The organism is Streptomyces beijiangensis (assembly GCF_017315755.1).
Lineage (GTDB): Bacteria > Actinomycetota > Actinomycetes > Streptomycetales > Streptomycetaceae > Streptomyces > Streptomyces beijiangensis.
Map to the genome: position 1 here is coordinate 39,907 of NZ_JAFLRJ010000157.1, position 12,550 is coordinate 52,456.

Annotated in this window: 14 protein-coding genes; 8 read left to right on the top strand and 6 right to left on the bottom strand. The window is 69.5% G+C overall.

The features are described from left to right. Positions 1-33: 33 nt before the first annotated feature. The gene (locus tag J0695_RS17400; RefSeq protein WP_206962985.1) at positions 34-672 is read right to left on the bottom strand and encodes a LysE family translocator; all 639 of its coding nucleotides are present in this window, start codon (positions 670-672) and stop codon (positions 34-36) included. Positions 673-735: 63 nt separating this feature from the next. Further along, the gene (locus J0695_RS17405; RefSeq protein ID WP_206962986.1) at positions 736-1,140 is read right to left on the bottom strand and encodes an ATP-binding protein; all 405 of its coding nucleotides are present in this window, start codon (positions 1,138-1,140) and stop codon (positions 736-738) included. A 114-nt stretch (positions 1,141-1,254) separates the two neighbouring features. Between J0695_RS17405 and J0695_RS17410 the strand changes: the two genes are divergently transcribed. From J0695_RS17410 to abmR, 3 genes are read left to right on the top strand one after another with little or no spacing between them, the layout of a single operon-like run. Next, entirely contained in the window at positions 1,255-2,079 is an 825-nt protein-coding gene (locus J0695_RS17410) for a helix-turn-helix domain-containing protein (protein ID WP_206962987.1), read from the top strand. Then, complete coding sequence (locus tag J0695_RS17415) at positions 2,076-2,318, top strand: DUF397 domain-containing protein (protein WP_206962988.1); 243 nt, start codon at positions 2,076-2,078, stop codon at positions 2,316-2,318. Before J0695_RS17410 ends, J0695_RS17415 begins: the two co-directional genes overlap by 4 nt. 58 nt (positions 2,319-2,376) lie before the next feature. After that, positions 2,377-2,904: an ATP-binding transcription factor AbmR gene (gene abmR / locus J0695_RS17420; RefSeq protein ID WP_206962989.1), complete on the top strand. Its 528-nt coding sequence runs from the start codon at positions 2,377-2,379 to the stop codon at positions 2,902-2,904. On the opposite strand, the gene J0695_RS17425 is transcribed toward abmR, so the two are convergent. Further along, positions 2,905-3,345, bottom strand: a complete 441-nt coding sequence (locus J0695_RS17425; protein ID WP_206962990.1) for a winged helix DNA-binding protein — start codon at positions 3,343-3,345, stop codon at positions 2,905-2,907. Between the two features lie 2 nt (positions 3,346-3,347). Next, positions 3,348-3,812, bottom strand: coding sequence for a MarR family winged helix-turn-helix transcriptional regulator (locus tag J0695_RS17430; RefSeq protein WP_206962991.1), 465 nt, complete (start codon positions 3,810-3,812; stop codon positions 3,348-3,350). A gap of 76 nt (positions 3,813-3,888) precedes the next feature. Between J0695_RS17430 and J0695_RS17435 the strand changes: the two genes are divergently transcribed. Next, positions 3,889-4,881 (top strand): aldo/keto reductase, encoded by a 993-nt coding sequence (locus J0695_RS17435; protein WP_206962992.1) that lies wholly within the window; start codon positions 3,889-3,891, stop codon positions 4,879-4,881. A gap of 66 nt (positions 4,882-4,947) precedes the next feature. Here the strand turns inward: J0695_RS17435 and acnA are convergent, their stop codons facing one another. Together acnA and J0695_RS17445 are read right to left on the bottom strand one after the other, a co-directional pair. Next, entirely contained in the window at positions 4,948-7,662 is a 2,715-nt protein-coding gene (gene acnA / locus J0695_RS17440; RefSeq protein WP_307798666.1) for an aconitate hydratase AcnA, read from the bottom strand. 217 nt (positions 7,663-7,879) lie between these two features. After that, positions 7,880-8,965 carry a helix-turn-helix domain-containing protein gene (locus tag J0695_RS17445; RefSeq protein WP_206962994.1) on the bottom strand — a complete coding sequence of 362 codons (1,086 nt, stop codon included), beginning with the start codon at positions 8,963-8,965 and terminating at the stop codon, positions 7,880-7,882. Between the two features lie 99 nt (positions 8,966-9,064). Here J0695_RS17445 and J0695_RS17450 point away from each other — a divergent pair, with 99 nt between their 5' ends. From J0695_RS17450 to J0695_RS17465, 4 genes are all read left to right on the top strand, one after another. Then, complete coding sequence (locus J0695_RS17450; RefSeq protein WP_242552790.1) at positions 9,065-10,354, top strand: MFS transporter; 1,290 nt, start codon at positions 9,065-9,067, stop codon at positions 10,352-10,354. 95 nt (positions 10,355-10,449) lie between these two features. Further along, positions 10,450-11,187, top strand: a complete 738-nt coding sequence (locus J0695_RS17455) for an alpha/beta hydrolase (protein WP_206962995.1) — start codon at positions 10,450-10,452, stop codon at positions 11,185-11,187. Positions 11,188-11,314: 127 nt separating this feature from the next. Next, on the top strand, positions 11,315-11,773 hold the full coding sequence (locus J0695_RS17460) for a hypothetical protein (protein ID WP_206962996.1): 459 nt from the start codon (positions 11,315-11,317) through the stop codon (positions 11,771-11,773). A gap of 65 nt (positions 11,774-11,838) precedes the next feature. Further along, a complete protein-coding gene (locus tag J0695_RS17465) occupies positions 11,839-12,549 on the top strand; it encodes a dienelactone hydrolase family protein (RefSeq protein WP_206962997.1) in 711 nt (236 codons plus the stop codon). Position 12,550 lies beyond the last annotated feature (1 nt).

The following is a 12,550-nucleotide window of genomic DNA, read 5'->3' on the forward strand; positions in this document are numbered from 1 at the left end:
GTGTGTGTCCACGCCTGGCTTCGCGCCTTGCGGTCAGTTGCTGAGCGCCAGCTTGATGCCGAATGCGCCGACGACGGTCCCGGTGATCCGGTCGAGTGCGCGGCGGGCCCGGGGCTTGCGGAGCCAGGTGTGCAGGACACGGGCGAAGCCGATGAGGACGGCCGACCAGAGAAGACCGATGAAGATGTGCACCGTGGTGAGCGCGAGCCCCATGGCGAAGTGGCTGGTGCCCGCGGGGATGAACTGGGGCAGGACGGCGACGTAGAAGGCGCCCATCTTCGGGTTGAGGAGGTTGGTGAGCGTCCCCTGCCGCCAGCCGCCGCTGACCGAGTCCGCGCCGGCCGACAGGAGAGAGTCGTCCGTGTCCGAAACGGGTGAGGCGCGGAAGGTGTCCCGGAGCATCCGGAAAGCCATCCAGACCAGATAAGCGGCACCGACCCAGCGCAACGCCGTATAGGCGAGATGGGAAGCCGTGAGCAGCGCGGTCACTCCGAGGGAGGTGAGCGCACCCCACAACAGGGTGCCGGTCTGAATTCCGAGGACGACACCCCACGCTCTCCTGCGTCGGCCAAGGGCAGAGGTGCGCAGAATCAGCGCGGTGTCGAGTCCAGGAGTCAGGGTGAGAAGCCCTACAACCAGGGCGAAGGACCAGAGGGCGGTACTTATTGCCATGGAATGCCAGGCTACCCCACCCGATCTGCCGGGCGGCAGGTGAGGCCGATCACGTCCGGCCGGTCACGCCAGGCACCCGAACTCGCACCACACCACCTTGCCCGGGTCCCGCTCCCCCACGTCCCACTTGTCGGCGAGGGCCTCCACCAGGAGCAGCCCCCGGCCGCTCTCGCTCACCGCGCGGTCCGCCTCCCGCCCTATGGCCGGTACGCCGTCGCCGCTGTCGTGGACCTCGATACGCACCCCGTCGTCGCACGGCAGCACACGCAGGAGGAAGCCACGGCCGGGCGGGACGCCGTGAATGAGGGCGTTGGTGGTGAGCTCGCTGACGCAGAGCAGGATGTCGTACGAGCGGCTCCGCACACCCCAGTCTTCGAGCGCCTCGCGCGTGAACTCCCGCGCGGCGGGGACGGATTGACGCTCGCGACGGTAGAAGCGCTCCCGGAAAGCGGCTTTCACAGGTTTCATGAACGGGAATGTCGCGCACAGTGATTCACTGGGTACAGTGCGTCGACCCCGACAGATTTTCTGTCGGGGTTCGGGTGGGGTCAAGGGAGAGTGGGGGCGGGGAGATTGACCGTCATGAGCCCGGGAAAGCGTCCGCCGAAGAACCCGTCGGCGATGAGGATGGTCGGCGACCTGGTGGCCCTGTTCCGCAAGGCGGCCGGGTTCACGCAGGCGGCGCTCGCCGAGCGTCTGGTGGCGGCCGAGTCGACCATCGCCGCGATCGAGCAGGGCAGGCGTCCGCTGCTGCCGGACATGGCTGTCGCGATGGACCAAGTCCTCGACACGAAGGGGGCATTGGCGGTCGCGGTGGCGGGGATGCCGGAGATCGACCAGTATCCGCTGTACGCCGAGCAGTACATGGCGCACGAGCGCGAGGCCATCACCTTGTCCTGGTACGACGTCCTGACCGTGCCGGGCATCCTCCAGACCGAGGAGTGCGCCCGTACGGTGCTGCGCAACCGTGTGCCCGCGTACGACGAGGACGAACTCGGCGCGAAGACGGCGGGCCGCATCGAGCGCCAGGAGATCCTGCACCGCAGATACCCGCCGACGCTGAGCTTCGTCGTGTGGGAGGCTGCGCTGAAGTTGGCCTACCTGGAGCCGTTGGCGCGCGCGGACCAGCTGCGCCATCTGCGAGCCTGCGCCGAACTCCCCGGCCTGGCAATGCAGTTCCTGCCACTGGACGCGCCGACGCATGCCGGGCTCGACGGGGCCTTCACTCTCGTAGAAACCCCCGACCACCAGCATCTGGCGTACACCGAGTCACAGCGCGGCAGCCAGTGGGTCTCCGACCGCGACGAAGTGTCCAACCTGGCGCGCAAATATGCGATGCTGCGATCACAGGCCCTGACGCCCGAGCAGTCCAAGGGCCTGCTGAACCGGCTGCTAGGAGAGCAATGAGCACCGCACCGAACTGGTTCAAGTCGAGCTACAGCGGCAGCGAAGGCGGTGACTGCCTCGAAGTCGCCTACGACTGGCGGAAGTCGAGCTACAGCGGCAGCGAGGGCGGCCAGTGCGTAGAGGTCGCCGCCCACCCCACCGCCGTCCACATCCGCGACTCCAAGAACCCCGACGGCCCGCACTTCACCGTCAGCCCGGCCGCCTGGTCCGCCTTCGTCAGCGCCGAGCGCCGCCCGTAACTTCAGCTGTGCGCGTACGCGCCTTGCCTCCAACTCCCCGCAGTGCAACGTTAATTACATGATTACAGCCGAACAGCACGAGCAATTGCGCGGCTGGTTCGCCGGCCGCCTCCCCGAAGGCCTCTTCGAGGAGCCCGCCGAGATCACCGTGGACCGCGAGGAGATCACCGTCGTCGGCCGCATCGCCGAGCCGCAGCTCGCGAAGGACGTGTCCGACGCCGAACGGGCGGCCGCGGTCGAGGGCCGCATCCAGGAGTTCCGGGAACGCACCCGCGAGGAGCGGATCGCGGTCGCCAGGGACGCCGAGCACCGGTACCGCAGGAAGGTCTCGTGGGGCGTGCGCTGCGGGGACGAACAGGCCCTGTTCACCCACGTGTCGGCCCCGGCCATGACCCGGCTGCGCCAGCCCGAGCGGCAGGTCCTGGACACCCTGGTCGCCGGCGGTGTGGCACGCAGCCGGAGTGATGCGCTCGCCTGGTGCGTACGCCTGGTGCAGCGCAACGCCGACACCTGGCTCACCGACCTGGGCGAGTCCCTGGAACAGGTACGGCGCGTCCGGGCACAGGGCCCGGACGCGGCCGTCTGATCAGGACGCCGCCAGTTCGGAGTTGGCGCGCTCGGTGACCAGGGCCAGGACGCGGCCCGCGGTCTCCAGGTCGGCGGCCGGGATGTCCCCGTACAGCCGCACAGTGAGCTCGGCGCCCGCAGCGCGGGTGTTCGCGTGCAGTTCGGCCCCCGCGTCCGTGAACCGGACCAGGTCGCCCGGCGCCGCCTCCAGCAGCTTCGCGGCGATCAGTTCGTCGACGACCGTGCGGGCGAGCTCCGCCTCGATCTTCACCCCGCCGACCAGCGCGTCGACGATTGCCCCGATGTCGGCGGAACCGCCGCGCGTGGCAACGTAGTTGAGCCCCAGCGTCTGATGGAAGGTGGCACCGCTCTGGACCAACAGGCCCTCCAGGAGGGCGCGGGTTGCGTAGTGGGCCTGGCCTATGACCTGACCGTTGACGGTGGTGGGTGCAGTGGTCATGACTACTCCTCGATGATGTCGAGTGATACGTCGAGCAGCGCCGTCAGCTCTCTGGCGAGCGCCTTGGTACGTGCGCCGCCCAGCCCTCCGAGCGGCGCCAGCATCCGTCCGTGCAGCTCCTGTACGACCTTGATCGCGCTCCGCACGACCTCACGCCCCTCCCCCGTGAGCGCAAGCCGCACCGCCCGCGAGTCGGCCGGGTCCTTCGTGCGCTCCACGAGTCCGGCGGACTCCGAGGCGCGGGCCAGCTTGGAGACGTACAGCGCCTCCAGGCCTGTGTGGTCGGCGAGTTGGCGCTGGCTGGGCTGCACTCCGGAGTACTCCATGCCGTACAGCGATGCGAGCAGCGAGTACTGCGCGTGCGTCAGCCCCAGGGGCGCGACCGCCCGGTCTACGGCGACCCGCCATTTCATGGACAGGCGCCAGACCAGGAAGCCGGGTGTCGAGCCTTCGTATGCCGTACTCATGAGAAATACAGTACATGGCTATTAAGTACATGGCTACTATTTTCGTGAGTGCACTCCAGGACCTACGGTCGAAGGCATGACCTCAAATCTCCCCACCCGCCGGCTCGGCGCACTGACCGCCTCCGCCCAGGGCCTCGGCTGCATGGGCATGAGCCACGCGTACGGCGCTGCGGACGACGGTGAGTCGATCGCGACCATCCACCGCGCCCTCGACCTCGGCGTCACGCTCCTCGACACCTCCGACTTCTACGGACAGGGCCACAACGAGGAGCTGATCGGCCGCGCCCTCACCGGCGCCCGCCGTGAACAGGCCGTCGTGGCGACGAAGTTCGGCTTCTCCAACCAGCTCGGCGAACCGACCGCGATCCGTGGCGACGCCGCCTATGTACGGCAGGCCTGCGAGGCCTCGCTGCGCCGCCTCGCCACCGACCACATCGACCTCTACTACCAGCACCGGGTCGACCCGCAGGTGCCGATCGAGGAGACCGTCGGCGCGATGGCCGAGCTCGTACAGGCCGGAAAGGTGCGCCACCTCGGCCTCTCCGAGGCGGGTGCGGAGACGATCCGCCGCGCACACGCGGTGCACCCCATCGCGGCACTGCAGAGCGAATGGTCGCTGTGGACACGGGACTTGGAGGCGGAGATCGCCCCGGTCTGCCGTGAGCTCGGGGTCGGCCTGGTGCCGTTCTCACCGCTCGGCCGGGGGTTCCTGACCGGCCGCTACACCTCGGTCGAGGGGATGGAGGCGTCCGACATGCGCCGTACCCAGCCGCGCTTCGCGGACGGCAACCTCGAACAGAACCTGGCGATCGTCGACCACCTCAACACTCTTGCCGCCGAGAAGGGCGTCACCGCGGGCCAGTTGGCGCTGGCCTGGGTCCAGCACCGGGGCGCGGACGTGGTGCCGATCCCCGGCACGCGCCGCCAGAAGTACCTGGAGGAGAACCTCGCCGCCGTGGCCGTCGAGCTGTCGCAGCAGGAGCTGGCGGCGATCGACGCGGCCGCCCCCGCGGGCAAGGTGGCCGGCACCCGTTACGACGAGGGCAGCCTGCGCTTCGTCAACGGCTGAGCGGGAACGACCGAGGGCCGCACCCCCCGCCTGGGGGTGCGGCCCTCGACTACGTGCCCGTACCGCTTACTTGCGGATGAGGGAGCGCAGCACGTACTGCAGGATGCCGCCGTTGCGGTAGTAGTCCGCCTCGCCGGGGGTGTCGATACGGACGACGCCGTCGAACTCCACACCGGTGTCCGTGGTGACCTTGACGGTGCGCGGGATGACGCCGTCGTTCAGCTCGGTCACGCCGGTGAAGGAGAACGTCTCCTCGCCCGTCAGGCCGAGGGAGGCCGCCGTGGCGCCTTCCGGGTACTGGAGCGGCAGGACGCCCATGCCGATGAGGTTCGAGCGGTGGATGCGCTCGTACGACTCGGCGATGACGGCCTTGACGCCGAGGAGCGCGGTGCCCTTGGCGGCCCAGTCGCGGGACGAGCCCGAGCCGTACTCCTTGCCCGCCAGGACGACCAGCGGGGTGCCGGCGGCCTGGTAGTTCTGCGAGGCGTCGTAGATGAAGGAGACCGGGCCGCCCTCGACGGTGAAGTCGCGGGTGTAGCCGCCCTCGGTGCCCGGCGCGATCTGGTTGCGCAGGCGGATGTTCGCGAAGGTGCCGCGGATCATGACCTCGTGGTTGCCACGGCGCGAGCCGTAGGAGTTGAAGTCACGGCGCTCGATGCCGTGCTCCGTGAGGTACTGACCGGCCGGGGTGTCGGCCTTGATGGAGCTGGCCGGGGAGATGTGGTCGGTGGTGACCGAGTCGCCCAGCTTGGCCAGCACGCGCGCGTCCGAGATGTCGGCGACCGGGGTCGTCTCCATCGTCATGCCCTCGAAGTACGGGGGCTTGCGGACGTACGTCGACTCGGAGTCCCACTCGAAGGTGTTGCCGGTCGGGATCTCCAGGGCCTGCCACTGGGCGTCGCCCGCGAAGACGTCCTGGTAGGACTTGTTGAACATGTCCTCGCCGATGGCGGAGGCCACGACCTCGTTGACCTCGGCCTCCGTCGGCCAGATGTCCTTGAGGAAGACCGGCTTGCCGTCGGTGTCGGTGCCGATGGCGTCCGACGTGATGTCGACCTTCATCGAACCTGCGATGGCGTACGCGACGACCAGCGGCGGGGAAGCCAGGTAGTTCATCTTGACGTCGGGGTTGATCCGGCCCTCGAAGTTACGGTTGCCGGAGAGCACCGAGGTGACGGCCAGGTCGGCGTCGTTGATCGCCTTCGAGATCTCCTCTTCGAGGGGACCCGAGTTGCCGATGCAGGTGGTGCAGCCGTAGCCGACCAGGTTGAAGCCGAGCTTGTTCAGGTAGGGGGTGAGCCCCGCCTTGTCGAAGTAGTCGGTGACGACCTTCGAGCCGGGCGCCAGGGTGGTCTTGACCCACGGCTTGCGGGTCAGGCCCTTCTCGGCCGCCTTCTTCGCGACGAGACCGGCGGCGACCATCACGTACGGGTTCGACGTGTTGGTGCAGGAGGTGATGGCCGCGACCGTCACCGCGCCGTGGTCCAGCTCGAACGACGTGCCGTCGGCCAGCGTGACCGGGGTCGGCTTCGTCGGGACGCCGTTGGAGGCCGCCGGGGAGTCGGACGCCGGGAAGGACTCCTTGCCGGCCTCCTCGTCGTCGGAGACGTAGTTGCGCACGTCGACGGCGAACTGCTGGGAGGCGTTCGCGAGGACGATGCGGTCCTGCGGGCGCTTCGGGCCGGCGATGGAGGGGACGACCGTGGAGAGGTCGAGCTCCAGCTTCTCGGAGAAGTCGGGCTCGGCGGCCGGGTCCAGCCAGAGGCCCTGCTCCTTGGCGTACGCCTCGACGAGCGCGACCTGCTGCTTGTCGCGGCCGGTCAGACGGAGGTACTTCAGCGTCTCGTCGTCGATCGGGAAGATCGCGGCGGTGGAGCCGAACTCCGGCGACATGTTGCCGATGGTGGCGCGGTTCGCGAGGGAGGTGGCGGCGACGCCCTCACCGTAGAACTCGACGAACTTGCCGACGACGCCGTGCTTGCGCAGCATCTCGGTGATCGTGAGGACGAGGTCCGTGGCGGTGGTGCCCGGGGTCAGCTCGCCGGTCAGCTTGAAGCCGACGACGCGCGGGATGAGCATGGAGACCGGCTGGCCCAGCATCGCGGCCTCGGCCTCGATGCCGCCGACGCCCCAGCCCAGCACGCCCAGGCCGTTGACCATGGTGGTGTGCGAGTCGGTGCCGACGAGGGTGTCGGGGTAGGCCTGGCCCTTGCGGGTCATGACCGTACGAGCGAGGTGCTCGATGTTCACCTGGTGGACGATGCCGGTGCCCGGGGGGACGACCTTGAACTCGTCGAAGGCGGTCTGGCCCCAGCGCAGGAACTGGTAGCGCTCCTTGTTGCGGCCGTACTCCAGCTCGACGTTCTGGGCGAACGCGTCCTTGGTGCCGAACTTGTCGGCGATGACGGAGTGGTCGATGACCAGCTCGGCCGGGGCCAGCGGGTTGATCTTCGCCGGGTCACCGCCGAGCTCCTTGACGGCCTCACGCATGGTGGCGAGGTCCACGACACACGGCACACCGGTGAAGTCCTGCATGATCACGCGAGCCGGCGTGAACTGGATCTCCTGGCTGGGCTGGGCCTGCGAGTCCCAGCCGCCGAGCGCGCGGATGTGGTCGGCGGTGATGTTCGCGCCGTCCTCCGTACGCAGCAGGTTCTCCAGCAGCACCTTCAGGCTGTAAGGGAGGCGCGCGGAGCCCTCGACCTTGTCCAGCTTGAAGATCTCGTACGACTCGTCGCCCACGCGCAGCGTGCTGCGGGCGTCGAAGCTGTTCGCCGACACGACAGTCTCCTTCATCAATGTGCGCGTTCTGTTGCCGCCTCGACTCCAGCGCCGATCAGGTAAGGTAACCCTTACCGGCTGGACGGTCGCGGTGCGCCTGGGCAATTATCTCGATGTCGAGATAACTCTAGTACACCACCGCTCCGGGGTCATGTCCGGGCCGCTCCTGACGGCTCCTGACCGCTCTCATCCGATCTCATCCGATCGAGGCGTTCACTCAGCGCAGTACGGCCGCCAGCAGGTCGGTTCCCAGCGCCGTCAGATCATGCAGATTGAGGGTGTAGCGGACGTAGCGGCCCTCCCGCTGGGCCGTGAGCAGGTCCGCGCGGCGCAGGACAGCGAGGTGGCGGGAAACCTCCGGGGGCGAAAGCCCCCAGGCATGGGCCAGCTCACCGGTGGTGTGCGGGCCGCGGGCCAGGGTGCGCAGCAGCCGTAGCCGTACCGGATGCGCGAGTGCCTCCAGCCGTAGCGTGACCGTTTCCAGCGATACCGGCTCCGGTGGACTCGCCTCGGCCACGGGGTACTGCACCACCGGCTGCCACCCGGGCGCGTGGACCACCACCAGGTGCGGGCGCCCGAAGACGCTGGGGAGGAAGGTGACCCCGGCGCCGTGGGCGGCGGTCGCGTTGTCCTGCAGCTTGTCCACGATGATGCAGTTGCCGTCGGGCGCCAGGGTGACGGCGCCGGAGACCGATGAGAGCGCCGCCCCGGTGCCCTGGCGCTTCAGCAGGTCGTTCTTCAGGCGCAGGTCGGTGGCGAGTCGCACGGCGACGCCCGTCCAGGCGGCGTCGAAGAAGGCCTCGGCGCACTGTTCGAGGGTGTCACGCACCCGCGCCCGTACGGCGGCCGGATCCGCGAGCAGCCGTTCCGCGAAGGCCTCTTGGAGCGCGCCGCGGGCCTGGGCCAGATCCAGGGCCCGCTCGCGCGCCGTCAGGTCGGCGAGGGGCGACGGCGCGGCGAAGTGGACCCGGTTGCTGCCGCACGTGGTGACGAGCGCGGCGGTCACATACGTTTCATCGTCGATCCGGTCCACATCGTCCAACTCCTCGGCGAGGGTCGGACGGGGACGGGCGGGGACCAGGAAGTCGGCTCGTGAGGAACGCCAGAGGAACTCCGCCTCCCTGAGCCGCTCGGCCAGCTCCGGCCGCAGCCCGGCCCAGACGTCCCCGGCCCAGTCGGCGAGCTGCGGGTGATGCGCGGGTTCGGCCAGCACGTGCAGCATCGCGGTCAGCTCGGCCAGCGGGGAAGCGGCGAACCGCAGTCGCCCGGACGGCAGGCCGCCGATGTCGATCCTCAACGTCATCCCCTCATTCTCGGTGCTCGGACCGCCGACGACCGCGTCGATTGACGTTGTCCGTCAACCGGCACGGCCGTCCCGGCGGCCGAACGCACCGTTGGCGCCATGGCAACCACCACCAAGCTCCAGCCGCGCGCTCTCGTCCGTGCCTCCGGAGGCCCCCGCTATGCCGTCGCCCTGGCCGTGGACGCGCTCGGCACCGGCATGCTGCGGCCCTTTCTGCTGCTGTACGGGGTGACCGTGCTCAGGCTGTCCGCGTCGGCCACCGGCATCGCCATGACGGTCGGCACCGTCGTGGGCCTGGTGTGCATGCCCGCGGTCGGCCGATGGCTGGACCGGGGTGCACGCAGCACGGTCGTGGCAGCGTCGATGCTGGTGCGCGTGCTGGGCGTGGCGCTTCTGCTGGCCGCCCCGGCAGGGCACGTCGGGCTGTTCGCGACGGCGGCACTCTTCCTCGGCATCGGCAACCAGGCCTGGCCGGCCGCCCACGCAGCCCTCGTGGCCACGGTCGCCCACGGCCGCGAACGCGATGCCGCTCTCGCGGGAGGCCGCGCCCTGCGCAACGCCGGCATGGGCGCGGGCGCCCTCGTCGCCACCGCATGCCTGGCGGGCGGCACCACCGCGATGCAGGCGCTGGCGGCCGTGACCGGGCTCGCCTATCTCGCTGCTGCGGCCTTGGCGTGGTCGGTCCACCTGCGCGCGTATCCGGCCGCTGCCCCGGCCAAGGACAGGAAGGACAGGAAGGACAGGGGCGACGAGCCCGCACCCCGGATGCGCGCGCTGCTCGCCGCCAACGTGGCCTACGCCTTCTGCCTCAACGTCACCGAAATCGCGCTTCCCCTGGTCCTGGTGACACAACTGCACGCATCCCCGATGTGGTCGGCAGCCATCTTCGTGGCCAACACGGTGCTGGTGGTCACCCTGCAGGTTCCGGTCACCGTCCTGATGTCCCGCTTCCCCCGGCGGACCGTACTGGCTCTCGCCGGCGTGGTGCTCACCGTGTCCTACCTCGGCTTCCTCGCGGCCACCTCACTCGGACACGGCTGGGGTGCCCCGGCCGTCGCCGCGGTGTCCGTGATCTGCACCATCGGCGAGATCATCTATGCCGGCAGCGCCACCGCGCTCGTCACCGCCATCGCACCGGCCCATGTCCTGGGGCGCGTCCTGGCGCGCTTCCAGCTCTCGACGGGCTTCGGCCTCGCCGTCTCCCCGGCGGTCATCACCGCTCTCGCACCCCACGGCTCGGCCGCCCTCTGGGGCAGCCTCGCCGCTGCGACGCTTCTGTCCGCCTCAGCCGTCGCCACCGAGCCTCCGCAAAAACCCGTTTGCGGACCACCGCGACCACTGCTAATTTTCCGGTGGCCGTGCAAGAGAACGAGGAGGTGGTACCCGTGAACACAGTATCGACATGGGTGCTCCCCTCTGGGGTCATGGTCGGGCGATAGGTCGTCCGGGAGCGCCGTCTCTGAGCCCTCCCGAAAGGCACGACCATGCAATTCACTTCTGAACAACACCTCGACGACGGCGTCATCGAACGCGAATTCACCCTCGGCGAGATCCCCGGCATCCTGTGGACGCCCTCATCCGTATCCGCACCGACGCCGCTGATCCTGATCAGCCCCCCTCCCCTCGGACTGCGCAAGATGCACCCCCGGCTGGCGGGGCGGGCCCGGCACTACGCGACGAAGTACGGCTGGGCCGCGGCCACCATCGAGCTCCCCGGGAGCGGTGACCGGCCCCGTTGGGCCGCCGCCGAGCAGGCCCGCGCCGACCTGCGCCGGGCGATGGAGGCAGGCGAGCCGGTGACCGACGAGATCATCGACGCCCTCGTCCTCCCGCTGGTCGAAAAGTCGGTCCCGGAATGGCGGACCGCCCTGGACGCCCTCCTTTCGCTGCCGGAGATCGGCGGCCCGGTCGCGTACGAGGGGGGAGTGATCTCCATCGGCGTCCGCCTTGCGGTGGTCGAGCCGCGCATCGCGGTGGCCGGCTTCTACGCCGGGAGTTTCATTCCCGCCGCCATCCTTGAAGAGGCCCGCCAGGTCACCGTTCCGCTGCGGGTCCTGTTGCAGTGGGACGACGAAGGGAACGACCGGCAGGCGGCACTCGACCTGTTCGACGCCTTCGGCTCCAAGGAGAAGTCCCTGCACGCCAACCTCGGCGGGCACGCCGGTGTCCCGCGGTCCGAGATGGAGGACGGGGCCCGGTTCTTCGCCCGGCACCTGAAGTGAGGCACGGCCGTCGGGCCGACGGCGGAAAGTAGCTGATGTCTGCCGGCATGCCGCTCGTCGAGGACGGGTCCCGGCCCTCCTCGATGAGCGGCATGCCGGCAGGCGCGACTTCGAACGGAGCCATCTGATGACAGAGCACACGATCACGCTGCACATCGACCGTGACAGGGTCCATGCGGGGGACGACGATTCCCCGTACCGCACGATTGGCGAGAGCCGTACCGTGCGCGGGGACATCACCGTCGGCGAGGCTCTCGACGCCATCACTCACGGCCGTGACCGTTACCACCTGGCCTCCATAGCGGGAGGGGCGACCTGGGTGCTGTACGGCGGCCCGGCGGACAGCGAGAAGTCCCGCGCGGTGGGCAGGAGCAGCACCGCGCTCGCCGTCATCGAAGAGCCGGATCGGGCAGACCGGCGCGAGGAGCCCGGACTGCTGGTCGACCCGGGCCTGGCACTGTCCTCTCTCGCGGGCACGGGCGGGGGCGTGATGTTTGTTTTCCAATGTCTCCAGCAGGCCGACCCGCAACAGACGTGGCAACGCCTGCACGACGAATGCTCTGTCCCTCCATCTCCCCGCGCATGAAAGGGTGGTGATCGACTCGGGGCCGGTCCGTCGCCCCGGACGCCGTCCCGCAGGAGCTGACCGCCATGACCGAACTGCCGAAGCCGACCGGGGCCCCGGCCCACCAGAACGTGACCTTCCCCAGCGCCGGGGGCTCCGCGCACGGCTATCTCGCGCTTCCGCCGACCGGACAGGGTCCCGGCGTCATCGTCATCCAGGAGTGGTGGGGTCTGACCGACCACATCGCGAATGTCGCCGACCGGCTCGCGGCGGAGGGCTTCGTCGTCCTCGCACCCGACCTCTACGGCGGCAACGTCGCGCACGACAGCGGAGAAGCGTTCCGGATGATGCGGGAGCTTCCGGTGGAGCACGGCGTCGAGCTGCTGTCCGGCGCCGTCGACCACCTGCTGGGGCTGCCCGAGGTCACGTCGGGCACCGTGGGATCGGTCGGCTTCTGCATGGGCGGCGGCTTCGTGATCCAGCAGGCCGCGGCCGATCCGCGCGTCAGTGCCGCGGTGCCCTTCTACGGAGTGATCCAGGGCCCCCTGCCGGACTTCTCGGGTCTGAAGGCCCAGATCCAGGGTCACTACGGCGAGCTCGACAGCACCGTTCCGCTCGACAGCCTCACAGAGCTGAGCGAAGCGGTCGAGCGGCAGTCCGGCGTCACCGCCGACCTGCGCCTCTACCCCGCCGGGCACGCCTTCTTCAACGACGGCCACCCGGAGGTATACGCCCCCGGACCGGCCGCGCAGGCCTGGGAGAGCACGCTGACGTTCCTGCACGAGCAGCTGGGCTGAG